The sequence below is a fragment of the Companilactobacillus mishanensis genome, assembly GCF_003946505.1.
Taxonomy (GTDB): domain Bacteria; phylum Bacillota; class Bacilli; order Lactobacillales; family Lactobacillaceae; genus Companilactobacillus; species Companilactobacillus mishanensis.
The window spans coordinates 31,299-52,957 of sequence record NZ_RHON01000008.1; the positions used below are offsets into that span (position 1 = coordinate 31,299).

Here is a 21,659-nt window from a genome sequence, read left to right on the forward strand (position 1 = left end):
TATGACTTTTCCAGTACTTAAAGGAACCGCTTATACATTAGTTCATACACCAGATATTTTGGTACATGAGGGTAAATTGCAAGAAACTGAAATGAGAAATAGTCCAGATTCAGATTATTTAAAGGCTATTCCAGATCATTTACGTTCATTTGACGATGCTGTAGCATATGGTCCTAATCAAGCTTTTATCGGTAACATTCATCCACGTGAGTTGAGAAATATTGAACAACCGTGGTACGAACATCCACTAAAGGATGCTTCAACAGAAGGTAAGTTCGGCTCAATGATGTCAGAGGATCTTTTCTATGGCTGTATGAAAGCTGTTGATATGTTTGAATTGGTAGTTTTGGAAGAAAGCTATCAAAAAGAGGTTGCCAAGAAATTGAACGATGATCCTGTTATTGGGAAATATTGGGTAACTCTAGATAAATTAACTGAAAATCCAGCAAAAATCGATGAGATCGAAGCTTTGATTGCTGACAAAGATGCCAAACCATTGTACTTGAATAACAAACTTGTTGGATGCTTGAAGAGGGCTCATGAATTTGATGCTGCTTTAACAAGTGACGTTATGTTCGAAAACTTAGTAAGTAAAGCTTCTGGTGCTTATGCATTGGCTGAATTATTTGCTAAAAACGATATTAAACCTGACGGTGTTGACTACTTGATCGAATGTAGTGAAGAGGGTTGTGGTGACATGTTCCAACGTGCCGGTGGTAACTATGCTAAATCTATCGGTGAAATTTGTGGATGTGTCAACGCTACTGGTTCAGATACACGTAGTTTCTGTGCTGCACCTGCTCATTCAATGGTTGAAGCAGCTGCTCTAGTCCAAGCCGGAGTATATTCAAATATCGTCGTTCTTGCTGGTGGTTCATCAGCTAAATTGGGAATGAATGGTAAAGACCATGTTAAGAAAGGTCTACCACTTCTCGAAGATTGTTTAGGTGCATTTGCTGTTCACGTTGGTGAAAACGATGGCAAATCACCAATCATTCGTACAGATGTTGTTGGTAAACACAAAATTGGTAGTGGTGCTGCACCTCAAGCAATCATGCAAGCAATTGTAGCCGATCCGCTTGAACATGCTGGTATGTCTATCAAAGATGTTGATGTATATTCTGCTGAAATGCAAAATCCAGAAATTACTGTACCAGCTGGTGCAGGTGATATTCCTATGGCCAATTACAAGATGATTGCTGCCCTAGGTGTCATGAAGAAAATTTTTGCTAGGGATGAAATGAATCAAGTTGTTGAAAATATCGGTATGCCTGGTTTTGCTCCAACTCAAGGACACATTCCTTCTGGTATTCCATTCTTAGGACATGCAATTGAAATGATCGAAAGTGGAGAGATTCACCGTACAATGATCATTGGTAAAGGTAGTTTGTTCTTAGGAAGATTAACAAACCTCTTCGATGGTATTTCATTTATTGTTGAAGCAAATGATGGAAAAGTTGATGATGACAAGGGTGTAGATAAAGACGAAGTTCGTCAAATGATCGCCGAATCAATGAAGAAATTTGCTGACTCATTAAAATAAATATAAACCATCCTAAAGGGGGGAGAAATAATGGAAAATAATGTACAAAACACTATTGCAGATGTGTTTGATGAAATTGCCCAAGGTCTAGAAGATGGTAATTTTGGTTCCAGACCACGTGTTGGTGTCACATTACTTGGTAGTGAGCATGGTGAAGAAGAAGTTCTTCGTGGTGCCGAACTGGCTCAAGCTAATGATCCCTCCATTGAAGTTGTAGTCATTGGTACATTGACTGACACGAAACTTGAAACTGTTGCTGCGACTGATCCCGAGAATGCACACGATAAAATGGATGAGTTGCTAGCCGACGGCAAGTTAGATGCTGCCGTAACAATGCACTACACATTTCCAATCGGAGTTTCAACAGTTGGACGTTCAATAACTCCTGGGACTGGGAAGGCAATGTTCATTGCTAATACCACCGGAACTTCAGATATGGAGAGAACCAGCGCCATGGTCAAAAATGCGATCTCCGGAATTGCAGTGGCTAAGGCAAATGGTATTTCAGAACCAACTGTGGGTATCCTAAATATTGATGGTGCTCATCAAGTTGAAAAATCACTGAAAAAATTGCAAGAAAAAGGCTATAACATCAAATTTACTGAAAGTCATCGTGCTGACGGTGGAATTGAGATGCGTGGTAACGATTTACTTCAAGGCGTTCCAGACATTATGGTCATGGATAGTTTGACAGGTAATATTGTTACGAAAGTAATGAGTTCATTCTTAACTGGTGGAAGTTATGAATCAGTTGGAGAAGGATATGGACCTGGTGCTGGTAAAGGTTATGACAAGATCATCAACATTATCAGTCGTGCTTCAGGTGCTAACGTCATTGCGGGCGCATTGAGTTATGCCGGTAGATGTGTCAAAGGTAATTTGGTCGACAAAGTCGATGACGAATACAACGCAGCAGAAAAAGCTGGACTGTCAGATGTACTAGATAGTTTAGTGGCTGCCCCTAAGAAAAACGATTCAGCTGAAGAAGTGAAAGAACCAGCTAAAAAGGCTGTTTCAGAAGCAATTTTAGGAATTGATATCCTCGTATTGGAAGAAGCCGTAACAGAATTATGGAAAGCAGACATCTATGCCACAAGTGGTATGGGATGTACTGGGCCAGTAGTTATGGTTGCTCCCGATGATGAAGATCATGCACGTGAAGTTCTTAAAGCTGCAGATTATCTTTAGACAAACAAAAAATATCGTTTGCAGAAAGCAGACGATATTTTTTTGTGTTTTTGAAAATATCTGATTAAATCAAAAAAGCTGATGTCGGAATGAAAACCGAAATCAGCCTTTTCTAATGGTAATGATAAGCTATTCATTGGGCAAGTAGGGTTCGAACCTACAAATTGCGGATTCAGAGTCCGCTGCCTTACCGTTTGGCGATTGCCCATTAACATGAAAACTTTATACAAAATAATAGATTATGTCAAGTTTAATTCTATTTAAAGAATGATTTTATAACAACTTTATATGTTATCGTATTAAATAGATGAATAAACTCTAATGAGGTGATGGAATGGAAAATCAAATTTTAGTTACTACCACTGAACTTATTCCTGGTAAGGAATACGAGATTATTGGTGAAGTTTTTGGATTGACTACTCAGTCTAAAAACGTTGTACGAAACATTGGAGCTGGTTTGAAAAATATTGTTGGTGGAGAAATCAAAGCTTACACTGAACTTCTTTCTGAAGCTCGTGATATTGCAATTGATCGTTTACGCAAAAATGCCAGTGAAATGGGTGCTGATGCGGTCGTTATGATGCGTTTTGATTCTGACTCTATCAGTCAAGATATGGAAACTGTGGCCGCATATGGCACAGCTGTAAAATTTAAGTAAGGTGATATTATGGCTCTAAATTATAATAAAAATACTTTGTCAGCTTGTACAAGTATTTTAATAGGTAAAAAGGCGACTATCGGTGGTTCAACTATTATTGGTCGTAATGAGGATGCCAAGGCTTCTTGGCCTAAACATTATGTAGTACATCCCTACGAGACTTTTGAAGAACCACAGAAATACGTTTCTAACGATAATGGTTTTGAAATCAAACTTCCACGGACTCGTTACAAGTATTCCGCAACTCCAGAATGGACTGACAAAGAGGGCCTTTTTGAAGAAGATGGATTCAACGAATATGGTGTGGCAATGAGTGCAACTGAGAGTGCATATTCTAACCAACGTGTGCTTGGCGTTGATCCGTTGGTCGAAAATGGTATCGGCGAAGAAGCTATGGTCACTGTGGTTTTGCCATATGTAAAAACTGCTCGCGAAGGTGTCATGAGACTTGGTAGTATCATTGAAAAACATGGTACTAATGAGACTAATGGCGTTCTTTTTGCTGACCAAAATGAAGTCTGGTATTTTGAAAATGGTTCTGGCCATTATTGGGTCGCTCAACGTATTCCTGATGATTGTTATGCGGTCGTAGCTAACCAATTAGCAATCCAAGATATTAATTTCAATGACCCTAAGAATTTTCTATTTAAGTCGGACATTCAAGAATTTGTGAATGATTATAACTTGAATCCTGATCGAGATAAATTTAGTTTTAGAAATATTTTTGGTACTCACGATATGTCGGATGCTATTTATAGCACACCGCGAGTTTGGTGGGGACAACAGGAGTTTTCTGGTAAGACGGATGAGAGTCCTGAAAGTCAGGATCTGTCATTTATCAAACGTGCTAATAGACTGTTGAGTATTGACGATGCACAGTATTACTTGAGTTCACATTTTCAGAAGACTGAATTTGATCCTTTGAATGAGGGAGAGAACAACAAACGTTATCGTCCAATAAGTTTGGCCAAAACTCAAGAATCACATGTATTACAGATCAGACCTGATTTGAAACCCGAGATTGCTTGTATCCATTGGCTTGCCATGGGTGTGGCATCTCAAAGTGTTTATGTTCCATTCTACATGGGAATCACAGATACGCCCGAGGAATACAAGATTGGTGGACTTCCATACGATGATAAGTCTGCTTACTGGACTTACAAGTTGGCTGGAGTTTTATTGGATAGCCATTATCAAGAACTTGGTCAAATGTTCCAGAACAAACAAAAAGATATCAACATTTCACTTCGTAAGAAGTTGAGGGACGGCGATATCAAAGCTCTGGGCAAAACAGATGAAGAGTTGCCAGAATTTTTGACAAAGGCATCTAATGATATGGCACATATTGCTTTAGACGGATACAAAGAATTGATTGCACAACTTATCACTGATTCAACAGATTTTTCGCCATTGAATTTTAAGACGGATATGAATTTGTAATTTATTGAGGAAATAGGGGAACTTTTATAATGAACGAGGGTAATTCGACGAAGAAAACCATCACAATGTTCGGATTGATCATGATGATTTTCACGTCTGTATATGGATTTGCCAATACAACTGTTGCGTATGCACAAATGGGATTGGCTAGTATTATTTGGTATTTATTTGCTGCAGTATTTTTCTTCCTACCAGTTGGATTTATGATGGCTGAATATGGTTCAGCCTTTCATGAAGCAAAGGGTGGAATTTACTCTTGGATCGAAGGTGCCGTTGGAGCAAAATTAGCTTTCACTGGTACTTTTATCTGGTTAGCTTCTTGGGAAGTTTGGCTAGTCTCAACTTCTTCAAAAGTTTGGATCCCAATGTCGACATTCTTTGCTGGACATGACACAACTCAAACTTGGCACTTAGGTAGCTTGAGTTCTACTCAGACTATTGGTCTTTTAGCCGTATTATGGATTTTATTTGTTACATTCACAGCCACACGTGGTATGGATAAAATATCAAAGATCTCATCATTAGGTGGAACAATGATGATTGCCTTGAATATTCTATTTTTCGTATTAAGTATTGCTATGATCTTCTTATCTGGATTCCACATGGCAGAACCTGTTACTGGTGCTAACACCTTTATCAAGTCTGCTAATCCGGTCTTTGCTTCACCACTAGGGATGGTTTCCTTCATTGTTTATGCAATCTTTGCATACGGTGGATTGGAATCAATGGGTGGAGTTACCGACAGTATGAAGAATCCTAAACGTGATTTCCCACGTGGTATCTTGATTTCTGCTGGAATTATCGCCGTTCTTTATTCACTGACGATTCTTTTCTGGGGTATTAGTGCCAACTGGCATTCTGTTATCGGAAAGGAAGGAGTTAACCTTGGTAACATTACTTATGTCATGATGAGTAATTTGGGTTATACATTTGGTACACATATTGGAATGAGTTCATCCGCAGCAATCACTCTTGGAGAGTGGTTGGCAAGATTTACCGGATTAGACATGTTTATTCTCTATATGGGTTCATTCTTTGTTTTGATTTATTCACCTTTAAAGTCATTTATTCTTGGTACTCCCAAGGATTTCTGGCCAGAACGTGTTACTAAATTGAATAAAAAAGGTATGCCATCTAACGCAATGTGGATGCAAGCTGCCTTTGTTATTGTGATCATTCTTGCCGTTGATTTCTTCGGTGGTAGAAATTCTAAAAACTTGTATCAAATATTGACCTTGATGGCTAATGTTTCCACTTCAGTTCCTTATTTGTTCCTTGTTGGTGCATATCCGTTCTTCAATTTGAACAATGATATCGAGAAACCATATGTCTTCTTTAAGAATAAAAAGATGATGTGGGCGACATCGATACTTGTATTCTTGGTTGTATTATTCGCAATTATCTTTACGTTGATCGAACCAATTATTGAACATGCTTGGATGGATGCATTCTGGACTATTATTGGACCAGTTGCTTTCGGAGCCATTGCCTTGATTCTTTATGGTAATTACGCTAGACGTACTAGAAATAAGAATTTATAAAATTAAAAGACCTCCAAATTTTTGGAGGTCTTTTTTGATATCTAGTTTATTTGATAGGATGTTTGTCAGTTAAAGCTTTTGTACGTGCATCCAATTCTTTTAATTTGTCGGCATCATCATGATACTTGATAGCATCTACAATGATTGAAGCAACTTCACGACAATCATCTTCATCGAATCCACGAGAAGTGATTGCAGGAGTTCCTAAACGTAAGCCAGATGTGTATTTTGGTGGCAATGGATCATTAGGAATAGCTTCTTTGTTGGTTGTGATGTGAATCGTGTCAAGCAAGTTTTGAACTTCCATACCGTTCATATCAGTTTCTGTAAGTACCACGTTCAACAAGTGGTTGTCGGTTCCACCAGTTAAAACAGAAAGGTTTTCTGCATTGTTGATAACTTCTGACATTGCTTGAGCATTCTTCATAACTTGAGCGATGTAAGTCTTGAATTCTGGTTGAAGGTCTTCGCCAAATGCAACAGCTTTTGCAGCAATAACGTGTTCCAAAGGTCCACCTTGTGTTCCAGGGAAAATAGCAGAATTGATCTTCTTGCCAAGTTCTGGTTTAGCAAAAATCATACCACCACGAGGTCCACGGAGTGTTTTATGTGTAGTTGTTGTGACGATATCGGCAACACCGATTGGAGTGGGATGTAGTCCAACAGCAGCTAATCCAGCAATATGGGCCATATCTACCATCAATAGGGCATTTACTGAGTCAGCGATTGCACGGAATTTTTTGAAATCAATAGTTCTACTGTAGGCTGAAGCACCTGCAACAATAAGCTTTGGTTGTACTTCTTGAGCAATCTTTTGAACTTCATCATAATCGATGAATCCTTCGGCATTTACTCCATATGAATGGAATTGGTACATCTTACCTGAGAAGTTAACTTTGGAGCCATGTGTTAAGTGTCCACCAGCGTTTAAGTCCATACCTAATACTACGTCACCTGGTTTTAAAACAGCCTGGTAAGCGGCAGCATTAGCTTGTGAGCCTGAGTGAGGTTGAACATTTACATATTCCGCATTGAATAATTTTTTAGCACGGTCGATTGCAATCGTTTCGATTTGGTCGATAATTTCACATCCACCATAGTAGCGACGGCCAGGATAACCTTCAGCATATTTGTTAGTCAACACTGAACCTTGAGCCTTTCTAACGTCATCGGAAACAATATTTTCTGATGCAATAAGTTCGATATTGCGGTTTTGACGATCTTCTTCCTTTTGAATTAAATCAAAAACTTCTTTATCACCATTACTGTACTTCATCGAATCACTCCTTGTTATTATTAACTACACTTGTACCATCAGCATAATTGATTGTTACGCCTTTCTCAACATTAAAAATGTATACATTAAACTTTACTTGACCATCACTATTACCTTGTGAGTCGAGTGACTCTGCCATCATCTGTACCCCTCTAGCAACTAGCTCGTTGTTTCGGTAAATGGGTTGTACACGATATCTAATGAAATTATTTGGGTTTTGTTTTAGATAGTAGGCAATGTCATTCTCGTGTTTTAGCATTTCAGGTGAATTCAATGACCTTGTTGCAGTCATCAAATTTTTTGGATTGTTATTTTGACCTGAAAGTTGGAAACCAATCAAATGGGAGCGGTTGTATAACCAGCCACCTGGAATACGTTTGTTTCTCCAGCCAGTAGGATTGACGTATAATGGCTCTCTTTTTTCAGTTGGCATAAGGCTGCGATTCAAGAGTGCATCTGCCTCAATGGCACGGTTGAAATTGTCTAAATCGGCAAAACTCTGCCATGCGCCAGATGCAATACTTAAGTCTTTTTTTGAAAAAGTTGGGTTGTTATTGTTTACTTCAATTTCTTGATGACCGTTGTAATTGAGATTAGCAAGTTGCGAGGACGAATTAGCATTGGTCTTGGTAGCTTGCCTTGGATTGTCACCATTATCTATATTGCCCTGATACGTTTCGTAAACTCCGGTACCCCCAGCAATTATCAATACTAGTCCTAATGTGACTAGTCGATGATGGATCCTTTTCTTAGGCTTGATCATGAAGGTGGTAAACAAAACAATGACGCCCAAAATTATCAGTAATAACATATACATAAATTTAATGCTCCCCAAAATAGTTTACCAAGTCTTATTCTCAAATTCCCTAAATATGCTTGCAAGATAGGACTTGGTATACAGCATAGTGTAGCATAATAAATAGTTGTCATTGACCTAACTACTTGAAATAAATATTTTTATCAACTATGATGGAATCAGTAGTCGAAGGAGGTTTCTATATGAAAGTTATTGTAGTAGGTTCATCACATGGTGGGTACGAAACAGTTCGAGGAATTCTCAAACAAAACCCAGATACAGAAATTCAATGGTATGAAAAGGGTGACTTCCTATCATTCTTATCTTGCGGAATGCAATTGTATTTGGAAGGTAAAGTTAAGAAGGTAAATAGTGTCAGCTATGCCACTCCAGAGGAAATGGAAAAACAAGGTGTTGCTGTATATCTTCAACAAGAAATTACAAAGATCGATGCTGCAAAACATGAAGTTGAAGTTGTTAGCCACGCTGATGGTTCAACTCGTACTGAAAAGTATGACAAGCTGGTTTTGAGTGCTGGAGCTGTTCCAACACATATCCCAGTTGAGGGAAGCGACTTAGAAAATATTTATGCAATGCGTGGTCGTGACTGGGCTATCAAGTTAAAGGCCAAAACAGTTGACCCTGATGTCAACAATGTTGTTGTAATAGGTTCAGGATATATCGGAAATGAAGCTACAGAAGTATTTGCCAAAGCCGGTATGAATGTAACTGTAATTGATATTTTACCAAGAGTTTTGGGTACATATTTGGATCCAGAATTCACAGATATTCTTGCCAAGAATATGGAAGAACACGGTGTTAAGATTGCTGCAGGTGAAACAGTTAAAAAGTTCGTCGGTAAAGGCGGGAAAGTTACACAAGTTCAAACTGATAAAGGAACTTATGATGCTGATCTAGTCATCGAAGCAGCTGGTGTTCGTCCAAATACTAAATGGTTGAACGGCATTGTCGACATCAATAAAGATGGAACAATTAAAACTGACGAATATATGCAAACCAGTGCTAAAGATATTTTTGCCGTTGGGGATGCAACTCATATCAAGTTCTTGCCAACCGATGGTGAGGCACATATCTCACTTGCAACTAATGCACGTCGTCAAGGTAGAATTGCTGCATTGAACCTTGAAAAACCAGTTAAGAAATTCCCTGGTATTTCAGGATCATCAGCTTTAACTGTCTTTGATTACAAGTTTGCCTCGACTGGTATTAAAGATGCTACTGCTAAGGCATATAATGCTAATGTTAAATCAGTTTATGTAACAGATAGCTACAGACCAAAGTTTGTCCCAGCTGATGAAAATCCAACAGTTTATTTCAAATTAACGTATAACGCTGATAATCATCAAGTCGTTGGTGCACAAATTATGTCAAAAGCTGATGTAACTGCAGACATCAATGCTATTTCAGTTGCTATTCAAGCTAAGATGACAATCGAATATCTCGAATATGCCGATTTCTTCTTCCAACCAGGATTTGACCGTCCATGGAATATCATCAATGTTGCGGCTCAAAAGGCTGTCGATGAAAATAAATAAATAATGATTAATAACCAAAACGAATTTCATTTATCGTTTTGGTTATTTTTTTGTCTAAATTATAGTAATATATTAGTAACAGATACATAAAGAGGGATTATATATGAAAAAAAGGGGATTGCTTGCGGTATTGTTTGTATTATCGCTCATTTTTGTAAGTAGTCAGTTTTGGGTTAACAAGGTTGACGCGGTATCATTGCAATATCAAGTACTTCAACCAAATGGACAAACTAGTCATGCGGACCAGTACATGGATAAGCCAGCTAATGTAATCATCAAAGATGGTAAATACTATGTGTCAATGACGTCATCAGTCCCATCTTGGATCGGTTCACATCCAGTTACATATACCAGCATCAATAATGGTGATGGTCAGATTGTCAATAATGCTCATGGTGCAACATTTAAGTTCATTACAACAGATTTGAATAAACTAATACCTGTTACCATGCATTTGGATGTTAAAGTTGCCAACGTGAATATGGATGCGTTAGTTTATCTGAAATTCCTAAATGTCCCTGCATTGAGTAGTGGAGACAATGGTAACAATTCTGCTACTAATTCCGGAGATAATGGTGGGGATGCTTCTGCGAACGGTGGAGATACATCTGCTGATGGAAAAGCAACCGATGGCGATAATTCTGGAGAGAAAGCTGCCGATGGTGAAAAAGTTACAATAAAAAAACCAGTTCCATTGAAAGATTCTAAAAAATCAGGTACACCAGCTAAGAAAGACGAATCTGCTTCCGTGATATATCCTGATGGTAAAAACAATTCGAAAGCAAAGAAATCCAAGAATCATTTTATAGCAATTACTTCTGCTTCAGTCGTGGGAGTTGCTGCTATTGCAGGTGTCATTTTTTACTTCCGTAAAAGTATATTTTAAATAAAAAAGAAGCTGTGACTTATTGGTCACAGCTTCTTTTCTACATAAATGTTTTCTTTAATGCTTCTATTCGTTTATCCAATGGAGGATGAGTATCAAACCAACCGGCAAAGCTCTTTCTCTTCTTTTGTGGATCAGAGATATAGAGTGCCGCACTGGCATCATCAACTTTCTTCATTGGTTCTTCATTTTTTTCGAGCTTTTCTAGGGCGTTTATCAACCCCTGTGGGTTACGTGTCAATTCAGCGCCAGAAACATCTGCTAGATACTCTCTGTTTCGAGATATGGCCAACTGAACTAAATTGGCGATGAACGGTCCTAATATCATAAAGACCAGTCCGACTAGCCATAAGACCAATCGGATCACCATCCATCCTGAATTTGATTCATTATCACGATCATTAAATCCAGGCCATACGAATCGATATGCATTACCAATTAGCGTACAGATAAGAATGATGGCAGATGACAAAGCTACTGAAATCGTCGATACTCTGATATCAAAATTTTTGACATGGGAGATTTCGTGAGCAAGCACGCCTTCGAGTTCTTCACGGTCCATCATTTCATACAAGCCGGAAGTAACTGCAACGGCAGCATGTTCTGGATCTCGACCAGTCGCAAAGGCATTTGGACTTGGATCATTGATCATATAAATTTCTGGCATGGGAATATCTGCCACCATAGTTAAATCTTCGACAATGTGCCAAAGGTCTGGTGCATCTTTCTCGGCTTCCAACTTCTTGGCACCATTCATTTGCATGACGATGCTGGTAGATTGGAAATAGGTTATCAGTGCATAAACTAATGCAATAACCAATGAAAGAATAATTCCATACCAAATATTATTGATGAAAAAGTAACCGATAAAACTTCCAAGAGCAGCAAGAATTATGAAGAAAATAACAAATATGAAGTATGTTTTGCGTTTATTACTATCAATCTGTTGATAGATCATTGTTTTCTCCTACTAAAACTTCACTTTTGGAGCTTCCTTTTCAGCTTCAGGAATTGATAAGAATTCCATAGCTGTGAATCCATGAATTCCCGCAACTAAATTACGTGGGAAAGTTTCGATAGCTGTATCATATTGTTGTACTTGACTGTTGTAAGCTTGGCGAGCATATGCTACTTTGTTTTCTGTGTTTGAAAGTTCTTCCATCAATTTTGAGAATTCTTGGTTGGCTTTCAAATCAGGATAGTTTTCAGCTAATGCGAAGACTTGTCTTAAGACACCAGTAAGTTGGTTGTCCGCATCAACTTTGTCTTGTAGAGAATCAGCGTTAGTAACGTTATTTCTGAGTTCGACAACTTTTGATAAAGTTTCCTTTTCGTGAGAAGCATAGCCCTTAACTGTTTCGACCAAATTAGGAATCAAATCAGTACGACGTTTTAGTTGAACATCGATTTGTGAGCTAAATTCACGCGCACGGTTTCTGTATTTGACCAAACCGTTATATAAACCAGCGTAGATAATACCTAAAATTACTACGATTGCGATAATAATTATTGCTATTGTCATTGTATTCTCCTTTTTTATGTTGCATACATTTTACCATAATTGATTATCCATAATACCCTTATAGCCTGGACATTATAGTAAATAAAATACTGCAGATCATGCCAATTAGAAATTACTAAATCTCAAGCCTCAACGTTTCTCTTTTAACGTTGAGGCTTTTATAATGTAGATAATTAAATATATATGTTAGGTAACGAATATTTTGTAACTGTTAAGGAGATATGTTATGAAAAATAGAGTTAGATTTATAACATGTACAATGTCAGTATTGTTGCTTCAATCATTACTAGTTACATCAACTCCAGTTCGTGCCGATACTTTTGACACGACACAACCAGTTGTTACTCAAACTAATCAAGAATATGAAGATCAAGAATTGTCGGGACAAGTTGATAACTTGTTGAAACAGGGGAATTTCTGCGGCACAGTTTTGATTATCAAAGACGGCAAGCCTGTATATACAAAAAGTATGGGCTATGCCGATTATTCAAAAAAACTTATGAATAAGGATAATTCTAGTTATGAGATCGACTCGATTCAAAAGTCTTTGACTGCAGGGTTGATCATGAAATTAGTCCAGGAACACAAAATGAGTTTGGATGACAAACTCGCCAAATATTTCCCCGAAATACCAGGAAGCCATAAAATAACTATTCGTCAAATGTTAGACATGAAATCTGGTTTGACTTTATCGGGGGACGGTCCAACTGTTCCATTACCTGACGCACAAATTGCCAATGATGATGCACACTCTTTGTATTACAGTAACGTGATGTACAATAAGTGGCAATATTCCCCAATAAATTTTGTTTTATTGGCTAGGATCGTAGAAAAGGTTTCACACAAAAATTATAAACAAATATTCACAGAAACGTATATCAAGAAACTTCATTTGAAGGAAACTACATTTGCCTATGGTTCATCAAATAATGTAAATAAATCACAGGGATATACAAATAATAATCCACTATCAGGTCGTCTAACTTATGCAAATCCTTATATAACAAAAGCATATGAAACACGAGATGAATTCGGGACCGGTCAAGTATTTATGAGCCCAGGTGATCTTTATAAGGCTGAGAGATATTTGGTTTCTGGAGACATGTTAACTAACAAATCGCGCCAGGAATTGTTTGTTCCCGCTAGCATTAGCACATACGGTGGTGGATTGTATAATCATACTGATAGCCGTGGATCAAATGGTTGGGGATATGGTTATCAATCAGTTTTCCATATCTCAGATTCAGGCAACACTGCTGTTGTCGTGATGAGTAATTATCAAAGGTTGGCAAATAATGTAAAACCTTTGGCAAATAAAATTTTCTCATTAGCTTTAAGTGAATAGGTTTAGATGGTCGAGAGACCATCTTTTTTTTATATTTATATTTCTAAATAAAAATACGTCAATATTGCTAATAATTGTAGAAATATTTAATGTAATCGAATACAATACACGTTATAATATGGATATCAAATAGAAGAGGGTGATGCTCGTGAAGAAAACATTCAAGAGTTTGATTACTGCAACAGCAATCTTAGCAACCGGAATGGCAACTTTTGGAGGTATTGTTTTTGATACTCCAGAAACTGCTAATGCTAGTTCCACGATTGCCGCACCAGAAAAAACAAATGATATTGTCTTTCAAGTAACAGATGCTGTTCCTTTATACAATGTTCGAGGATACGACATCAAAATGTTGGCCTTTCCTACTCAGGATATTCACTTAGTATTGGAGAAAGATATCGTAACACTTAAAGATGGTACGATCTTGTATCCGATCGGTAATGATTTCTATGTAAAATCAACAGATGTAGTTGGAAATAATCTTATTTTAATGTAACATCAAAAGAGCCGGGACGATAAAGTTCCGACTTTTTGGGTTGAAAACAAGAACATATGTTCGTATAATAGAATTCGATGAGGTGAGTTAAATGAACAAAGTAATTTTAGATGATTTTATAGTCGAGTTCTATCGCAGATACAACAAAGATACTTTTAATGGATTAGAAGTCGTTAATAATGACTCGATGGATACATCTTCAGTCTTTATGAAAATGTCTAATGGGGTGAGAAATGCAAATCCAATTTATTCGATCTCCCCGATGAATCGAAAAGGGATAAAGTTACTCTTGAATGAAGCTTCCAAACAGTTGCCGTTTTCAGGTTATTTTTGGACCGATAATGTAACAGATAACGAAACGGATTTTGTTCAATTGTCCATATAATTTTTCTGAACTTATTCAAAATTTAAAAAATATACAAAATCAATTATAAACAAAACCAAATAGTCGTAATAATTAAATTATTTTATTTAAATTGGTGTTAAAAAGGTGGATTTATTGGTCGGAAATAGAGATAATATAGACAGATAAATGAGTGACATTTATCTTAGAATCATAGTTTTACGGTGGTACAATGTATTACCTATTTACCAACACAAAAATCCCTCTGTCCATTTTGGATAGGGGGATTTTTGTTTCTCGAGTTTTTTTAATCAAAAGATCGTAGTCAACAATTTGAATGTAAACATTTAATATATTAGGAAATGAAATATATTTAAAATAAACAACTATTATATTGGTCAAAATATCAAAATTTATTTGACGTTCGATATTGTTCCCATTTTAAATAATTGATGAGTAACCCTGATAATCAAAAGAGCCTTCGATTTTTTATAAAATCGAAGGCTCTTTTTTGCATTAGATCGTAAGAGTTATTTGGAACTTGCGATTCCGTTCGGTCAATAGCTTTACGCCAAGTCCCAGTATCAATACCAATGGTATGTATAAAACCGTATGGTATCTACCTTGGACTTCGAATATCATTGAGCCGATAATAAATCCGTCAAGTAATAGTGAAAAGTAGAACAGTTTATTAACTGTGTTAATGGAATCAGGAATCCTTGGTGCAAATAAAAGAATGAAACTCATTGTGAATATACATAGTATGACAATGAATTCATAGAAAATCGCAGAAAGCGCAACTAACGATTTTTTCATGGAATAGAAGGATCCCTCGTGATGATTACTTTTGGCGGTATTATATAAAATCCAATTGTATCCGTAATCTTCATTTGAGAATTGGGTATATTTTTGATCAAGGAAAATTCCCCATTTGTTCTGTCCGTTTAATTCATTGATGTTGCTATCGATTCGTTTATTCAAATCTTTATTAGTCATCGAATCCATTTTTGCTTGTTCAGGAAACTCTTTATAATTTTTATTCATGATGTCGTAAATATGCTTGTTGTAAGCTCCATTAGTTTCAGGTGATGTACCCGTCGCTAAGCTGTATCGGTTCATGCTAGAACTTGATGCAATCGGAATTCCATATACTGCGGAATAAATCTTTGGTGACAAGACTGAGAATGTAATGAATACCAAGGCAAAGGCAGCAAAGAAAAAGTACCTTGTAAGCTTGAACTTATACGTGTATTGTTCATTAGTTCTCATAAAAATTATGTAAATAAAACCGGCTACGACCCAGATACCAATTGTTGGTCTGACCATATAAGCCAAAATAACCAGAACTGCTAAACTCAAAAAGCTGGCGACCCATTTTGCATTTGTATCATGTGCATCTCGTTTCAAAAAGGTGTCAAAAGAAATACAAATACCTAATAAGAATGTTATATACATCGGCTCGGCACCGTTGATCAAACTGTACATAAAATAGGATGGTATCAATGAAAAAATCAATGCTGAAAAAATTCCAGCTTGTTTGTTGATCATTGAAGCAGATAATTTGTAAATCAATAGGCCATCAAACATGGTAATGGCGATATTTAAAATTTGAGATGTAACGTAATTGTTACCAATAAGCGAATAAGGGATGGAATACATCATCGCTATATTAAGTACGTGGGGGAAAAACATATTTGTTCCGATCATATGTTTTGTCCATGGAATACCAGATGCTTTTGCATATGCAAAGTAGTGATAGTTGAAGTAATCAGAAGTAGGACCTATGTTGTATGTCAATATAATAAAGACTTTGATCAGTGCAATTACTAATAGCACAATTACTAAGTAAACAAACGATTTGTTTCTGACGCTTATATATGAAGCAGAAAGATAGGAAAGAATGAACAATATGACGGTAACTAGTGTCATAGAAAAAATCTCTAATCCAAAACTACCAGTCATCGTTGCACCTTTCCAAGTTGCAACGGACATAAAAATCAAAAGTGATATTGCTACTAAAATTGCGACTGACTGTCCAAACAATTTGAAAGATTGGACCTCTGAACGGTCATTTACGAGACGGTCGGAAAAACTGTTATCTCTGTGACGGGCACGAGTTCGACCAAAAGATAGGGGAGGACGTTCTGCTACGGCGGAGTTCAGAGTACTAAAATGAATGTTTGGACGTTTCTTGGGCTTACTTCGTTGCTTGTAAGCACTACGGCTCATCTGATGGGATGGGTTTATCCATGGATAATTCATAGGACCACCTCCTATCAAAAAAACTATTGTGCGTGAGCTGTTTTATCCCAGGTGCTTCTACCTTTTAATAAGTAACCCAGAGCAGCGTAGGGAATAAATGACAAAATCACGTTGTAAATAATACATTGCCATGCACGCCAGACACATTTCAAAACAGATAAATTATTAGTGTTTCGATAGTATTCAAGCGCCATGTAAAACCAGATTATTAATGTGAAGACAATAACTGTGGTAAAAACAATTAATACTGGTATTGGTTTTCTCGAAAAGATATTTGTTATTTGTACTAGAATGGACGAAATATTTGCGAAGTTCAGCAACATACTGAAGAAGGGTAAGAATAGGAAAAGAGTCATGTCAACTTTGACACCAGTGTTGATCTTTGGTGATGTCATAATTCGCACGCCATACTTGAATAAGCATTGCATTGAACCTTCACACCAACGAATACGTTGTCTAAGCAACGGACGTAATTTTTCAACAGCTTCTTGATACACGATTGCTGTCGGTAGGAATAAAGCACGATAATCTTTAAACAATCCTCGTACTGTGAACTCAAAATCCTCAAGTAATGAGTTACCCCAACCAACGGCTTCTGCCATATCAAGTGTAATAAATTGACCATTTCCACTGGCAATAGCTTCACCGAGTCGATTTCGACTTTCTTGCATGAACGAATTGGCACCAAGAAACTCAATATCTTGCATTCTTGATAACCAATTGTTTTCTGGCTTATTCATGGATACAGCGGTTTGAACCATTCCAACAGGATTATTTTCGAAAGCCCCAATAACGTCGGTGATGTGTTTAGCGGAAATAAATCCGTCAGCATCGACAATTCCGACAATAATGTGTTGTTTGTCAAATTCATCGTCCATCTGTGAGATTAGACTAAGGCCATAATTAAGCGCAGCACCTTTACCTTGTTGAGCGTTTGGAAAATGTCTGTCCAAAACGTAAACATTTGGTCGCAAGTGGCGAGTCATGTCTTGTAGTTTGTAGATATTTTCAAGTGTTCGATCATCAGAAGCATCATCAATCAAAATAATATTTGGAATTATCGTTTGATCAACCAAATCTAATTCATTAATCAGATCGTTAACGTATGAAAAGATGGTGTTTTCTTCATTCAAAAGTGGGACCATAATATACAACTTGTATATACCATTTTTCTTCTGACAATTAACATCACGAACACGTTCAAAATTAAAGATTGAAAACCACAACAAATACCCAATAAACGTAACTAACGAGAGAACCAACAGGACGTATGTGAATATAAATATTTTTATCATCTCCTCTTTAAAAACATACCTCATGTTGATTGGCAATAACTATAATACGCTATAAATAAAAATTATACTACTATAAATATACAAAAAATATGATTAATTTTTCGCTTAATTATATGCAAAAATGATAAATAAAAAAGACTATCTTGATATTAGTCAAAATAGTCTATAGTTTAATTTAATTTTTTTAGAGACGAACCGTTAAATGATTCTGTCGTTCGCCAAGAATTTTTGCACCAAGTCCAAGAATCATAACTAGAGGAATGTAAAGAATCACGTGATAGCGTCCTTGTACTTCGAATATCATTGATCCAAGAATAAATCCATCAAGAAGTAAAGATAGATAAAAGACTCGGTTTAATGTACTCATACTTTCATTCACACGATGTCTAAATAATAGGATAAGACTCATCGTTAAAATACTTAAAATGATCATGAACTCATAGAAGATAGTGGAGAAACTGACCAAAGCTGATTGACTTTCCACGAATGGTTTCTTGAGCTTATTTTTGTTCCAAGTATTATAGAGTATCCAGTTGTAACCATAGTTTTCATTCGAGAAAGCAGCATATTTATTGCTGATGAACTTAGGCCAAGCTTTTTCACGTGTTATCTCACTGATATTTGCTTTGACTTGAGCGTTCATGTCTTTGGTAGCTTTTTGATTGATTTCTGCAGTCGAACTGTAGTCCTTGAAATCTTTATCCAATTTGTTATAGATTTTCTGGTTGTACTGCCCATCAGTAGCTAAAGATGTACCGGTGGCTAAGCTGTAACGATTGTTGACCGAGTCACTGGCAAAGTTTATCTTATATGCCTGTGAGAAGATGGCCGATGAGAAGATTGAGAATAGAACAAAGAATAAAGTGAATCCACCAAAGTAGAGTAGACGTTTCATTTGAAACTTAACGGGAACTTTGTAAGGCCAACGAATGAGTAAGATGTAGAGGAATCCGACAATGATCCAGATTCCAATAGTTGGTCTGATCATGTAAGTTATGACCGAAAGTATTGCCAAATCTCTGAAACTAGCTACCCATTTCGTTGATGAAGATGAATTGTCACGTCTGATAAATGTCTGGAACGCTAGCAACATGCCGAGAAATGCGGTGATGAACATTGGTTCTGCACCATTCAATGTGCTGTACATGAAGTAAGCTGGAATCAATGAGAAAATTAGTGCAGCAAACATACCAGCTTGTTGATTGAAAATTCTGAGACAAATTTTGTAGATCAAAATTCCATCAAAGAATGTTAAGGCAATATTGACGATCTGCGATGTCACATAGTTTGTTCCAATTAGAGAGTAGGGAATAGAGTAGAACATTGCGATATTCATGACGTGAGGGAAGTACATGTTCACACCGACTAGTTTTTTCGTCCAAGCAATACCTGAAGACCTTGCAAAGGCAAAGTAATGATAGTTGAAAAAGTCTGAAGTCGGATGAATTGCGTATATAGAAATAAAGAATATTTTTATCAACGCGATGACCAATAATATCCCGACAAAGAACATGAATGATTTTTGGCCAATCAAATTAGAGAATGCGTAGCATAATCCAAATATTAATAAGGTGACCATGGTGAATGTGATGACTTGCCAGTAATTGTTCATCGCATTTTTAGTTGCACCCCAAGCGGCAAGTGACATGAAAATCAATAGTCCGATAGAAATTAGGATCGAGGCCGATTGAAAGGCTAACTTGAGGGATTGAAGTCCGGCAGATGAACGAATGCTAGTGTCGAAATCAGCAGTCGCGGCTTTCTTCTTTTTATTGTTAGAGGCGTCTTTGACAGTAGATTTCTTCAGTGGCAGATCTATGGTACTAGTCAAATGGTTCGCGGTCGAAAAAATTTTGAAACGATGAAATTGATGACGTGCTTTAGTTTTAGTTGGATGTTTAGTTATTTCTGGACGGTTCATAAAGTCTACCTCCAGTCTCGTTAGTTAGCATTTGCAGTTTGTCCTGAACCATGAGCTGTTTTGTCCCATTTTGCACGGCCCATTAGCAGGTATGTGAATGCAAAGTAGGGGATGAATGATAAGAAGTAATTATAGATTATGCATTCCCATGATCTAAGGACACATCTTACTAGTGAGAAACGGTCGGAGTTTTGATGGTATTCGAGACCCATCAATAGCCATACAAATAGGGTAAATAATAGAACGGTGAAGAAAACAATCATGACTGGTAATGGTTTTCTGGTGAAAATATTGTTGATTTGAAGTAAAGCTGAGAATGAATTTGCTACATTTAAAATCATGCTGAAAAACGGTAATGTTAGAAATAGTAGCATATCTGTTTTGACACTATTGTGGATCAGTGGTGATTTTAGGATCCTTAATGAGTACTTTGCCCAACATTGCATTGAGCCTTGGCACCAACGGATTCGCTGTTTAAATAGGGGATGAACTTTTTGAACAGCTTCTTGATATACAACAGCGTGTGGTACGAAAATTGTCTTAAATCCTTTAAGCAGTCCACGGACGGTGAATTCGAAATCCTCTAGTAGAGAATTTCCCCAACGGACTTCTTGTGCCATCTTCAGAGTAATGAATTGACCGTTACCACTGGCGATAGCTTGTCCAATCTTGTTACGACTTTCTTGCATGAAAGAGTTAGCACCTAGAAATTCGATATCTTGCATCTTTGAAAGCCAGTTATGCTTGGTGCTGTTCATTGAAACAGCCGTTTGAACCATGCCAACGTCGTTATTCTCAAATGCACCGATGATCATTTTAATGTGATCTGCTGAAATGAAACCATCAGCGTCAACGATTCCAACGATTGTGTGCGTTGAATCATATGATGTTGGGATGTTTGAAATGTAATCCAAGCCAAAATTCAATGCACTACCTTTACCTTGTTGGGCGTTGGGTAAAGTTCTGTTTAATATATGAATCTTTGTATGAGGACTGTTAATGGAGCCTTCAAGGTACTGTAAATTTCTAAGAGTGTTATCAGTGGATCCATCATTGATAAGAATGATGTTAGTTTGAATATTGTTACCTAATTTATTTAATTCAAGAATCAAATTTTTGACGTAAGTTGAAACTGTCATTTCTTCATTTAATAGTGGGACCATGATGAATAAATTATATGGAGTCCCATCCACTTTGCAGTTAACATCTTTTACACGTTCAAGATAGAAAACTGAGAACCAGAGCAAGTATGAGAGAAATGTAATCAGTGATACAACTAGTAGTATTTTTGTAAAAATTACGATATTGATCACCCTCACTTTTTGTCTGAAAACAAATATTTTTATTATCCTTCTACGAAGATGAGGAACTCCGTATTTGGATTAACTGCATTTTATATTGATTAGTTCACGAATAAATATTGAAATCAAAAACTATTATTGGTTGAAAATGAGTAATCTAATAAATTTATTTGAATTAATTGATTATATTTGTTTTATTGAATAAATCGGTATAAGATAGCAAATTTACACATAAAAATTCGGTCATATTTGAATAGTTTCGGACGTTATTTTTGAGAGATAATAATTTT

The 21,659-nt window shown here is 36.8% G+C and carries 18 protein-coding genes and 1 tRNA gene; 10 read left to right on the forward strand and 9 right to left on the reverse strand.

Annotation, left to right across the window (positions count from 1 at the left end):
• Position 1 precedes the first annotated feature (1 nt).
• Both grdC and grdD read left to right on the forward strand, forming a co-directional pair.
• Positions 2-1,543, forward strand: coding sequence for a glycine/sarcosine/betaine reductase complex component C subunit beta (grdC, locus tag EKM63_RS09015; protein ID WP_125705868.1), 1,542 nt, complete (start codon positions 2-4; stop codon positions 1,541-1,543).
• A 30-nt stretch (positions 1,544-1,573) separates the two neighbouring features.
• Positions 1,574-2,731 carry a glycine/sarcosine/betaine reductase complex component C subunit alpha gene (grdD, locus tag EKM63_RS09020; protein ID WP_125705870.1) on the forward strand — a complete coding sequence of 386 codons (1,158 nt, stop codon included), beginning with the start codon at positions 1,574-1,576 and terminating at the stop codon, positions 2,729-2,731.
• A 136-nt stretch (positions 2,732-2,867) separates the two neighbouring features.
• Here the strand turns inward: grdD and EKM63_RS09025 are convergent.
• Positions 2,868-2,939, reverse strand: a tRNA-Gln gene (locus tag EKM63_RS09025).
• 126 nt (positions 2,940-3,065) lie between these two features.
• Here EKM63_RS09025 and EKM63_RS09030 point away from each other — a divergent pair.
• The 3 genes from EKM63_RS09030 to yjeM are packed head-to-tail and all read left to right on the forward strand — an operon-like array spanning position 3,066 to position 6,370.
• Positions 3,066-3,389, forward strand: a complete 324-nt coding sequence (locus EKM63_RS09030; protein WP_125705871.1) for a heavy metal-binding domain-containing protein — start codon at positions 3,066-3,068, stop codon at positions 3,387-3,389.
• A gap of 9 nt (positions 3,390-3,398) precedes the next feature.
• Positions 3,399-4,829: a C69 family dipeptidase gene (locus tag EKM63_RS09035; RefSeq protein ID WP_125705873.1), complete on the forward strand. Its 1,431-nt coding sequence runs from the start codon at positions 3,399-3,401 to the stop codon at positions 4,827-4,829.
• Between the two features lie 29 nt (positions 4,830-4,858).
• Positions 4,859-6,370 carry a glutamate/gamma-aminobutyrate family transporter YjeM gene (gene yjeM / locus EKM63_RS09040; protein ID WP_125705875.1) on the forward strand — a complete coding sequence of 504 codons (1,512 nt, stop codon included), beginning with the start codon at positions 4,859-4,861 and terminating at the stop codon, positions 6,368-6,370.
• A gap of 46 nt (positions 6,371-6,416) precedes the next feature.
• On the opposite strand, the gene glyA is transcribed toward yjeM, so the two are convergent.
• Positions 6,417-7,646: a serine hydroxymethyltransferase gene (gene glyA, locus EKM63_RS09045; protein ID WP_125705877.1), complete on the reverse strand. Its 1,230-nt coding sequence runs from the start codon at positions 7,644-7,646 to the stop codon at positions 6,417-6,419.
• Positions 7,647-7,650: 4 nt separating this feature from the next.
• A complete protein-coding gene (locus EKM63_RS09050) occupies positions 7,651-8,463 on the reverse strand; it encodes a DNA/RNA non-specific endonuclease (RefSeq protein WP_125705880.1) in 813 nt (270 codons plus the stop codon).
• A 182-nt stretch (positions 8,464-8,645) separates the two neighbouring features.
• Here EKM63_RS09050 and EKM63_RS09055 point away from each other — a divergent pair, with 182 nt between their 5' ends.
• A complete protein-coding gene (locus EKM63_RS09055) occupies positions 8,646-9,998 on the forward strand; it encodes an FAD-dependent oxidoreductase (RefSeq protein WP_125705882.1) in 1,353 nt (450 codons plus the stop codon).
• 103 nt (positions 9,999-10,101) lie between these two features.
• Complete coding sequence (locus EKM63_RS09060) at positions 10,102-10,884, forward strand: NEAT domain-containing protein (protein ID WP_125705884.1); 783 nt, start codon at positions 10,102-10,104, stop codon at positions 10,882-10,884.
• Positions 10,885-10,924: 40 nt separating this feature from the next.
• On the opposite strand, the gene htpX is transcribed toward EKM63_RS09060, so the two are convergent.
• The gene (gene htpX / locus EKM63_RS09065; RefSeq protein ID WP_125705886.1) at positions 10,925-11,842 is read right to left on the reverse strand and encodes a zinc metalloprotease HtpX; all 918 of its coding nucleotides are present in this window, start codon (positions 11,840-11,842) and stop codon (positions 10,925-10,927) included.
• A gap of 12 nt (positions 11,843-11,854) precedes the next feature.
• A complete protein-coding gene (locus EKM63_RS09070; protein WP_125705888.1) occupies positions 11,855-12,406 on the reverse strand; it encodes a LemA family protein in 552 nt (183 codons plus the stop codon).
• 226 nt (positions 12,407-12,632) lie between these two features.
• On the opposite strand from EKM63_RS09070, the gene EKM63_RS09075 reads away from it, so the two are divergent.
• The 3 genes from EKM63_RS09075 to EKM63_RS09085 all read left to right on the forward strand — a co-directional run bounded on the left by EKM63_RS09075 (position 12,633) and on the right by EKM63_RS09085 (position 14,632).
• On the forward strand, positions 12,633-13,751 hold the full coding sequence (locus EKM63_RS09075) for a serine hydrolase domain-containing protein (RefSeq protein WP_225418284.1): 1,119 nt from the start codon (positions 12,633-12,635) through the stop codon (positions 13,749-13,751).
• A gap of 148 nt (positions 13,752-13,899) precedes the next feature.
• Entirely contained in the window at positions 13,900-14,247 is a 348-nt protein-coding gene (locus EKM63_RS09080) for a hypothetical protein (protein ID WP_125705890.1), read from the forward strand.
• 91 nt (positions 14,248-14,338) lie between these two features.
• Entirely contained in the window at positions 14,339-14,632 is a 294-nt protein-coding gene (locus EKM63_RS09085; protein WP_125705892.1) for a hypothetical protein, read from the forward strand.
• A gap of 474 nt (positions 14,633-15,106) precedes the next feature.
• On the opposite strand, the gene EKM63_RS09090 is transcribed toward EKM63_RS09085, so the two are convergent.
• From EKM63_RS09090 to EKM63_RS09105, 4 genes are all read right to left on the reverse strand, one after another.
• The gene (locus EKM63_RS09090; protein ID WP_125705893.1) at positions 15,107-16,852 is read right to left on the reverse strand and encodes a glycosyltransferase family 39 protein; all 1,746 of its coding nucleotides are present in this window, start codon (positions 16,850-16,852) and stop codon (positions 15,107-15,109) included.
• Positions 16,853-16,875: 23 nt separating this feature from the next.
• Positions 16,876-18,147 carry a glycosyltransferase family 2 protein gene (locus EKM63_RS09095; RefSeq protein ID WP_225418285.1) on the reverse strand — a complete coding sequence of 424 codons (1,272 nt, stop codon included), beginning with the start codon at positions 18,145-18,147 and terminating at the stop codon, positions 16,876-16,878.
• A gap of 184 nt (positions 18,148-18,331) precedes the next feature.
• Entirely contained in the window at positions 18,332-20,068 is a 1,737-nt protein-coding gene (locus EKM63_RS09100; protein WP_125705895.1) for a glycosyltransferase family 39 protein, read from the reverse strand.
• A gap of 20 nt (positions 20,069-20,088) precedes the next feature.
• Positions 20,089-21,381, reverse strand: coding sequence for a glycosyltransferase family 2 protein (locus tag EKM63_RS09105; RefSeq protein WP_225418286.1), 1,293 nt, complete (start codon positions 21,379-21,381; stop codon positions 20,089-20,091).
• Between the last annotated feature and the right edge of the window lie 278 nt (positions 21,382-21,659).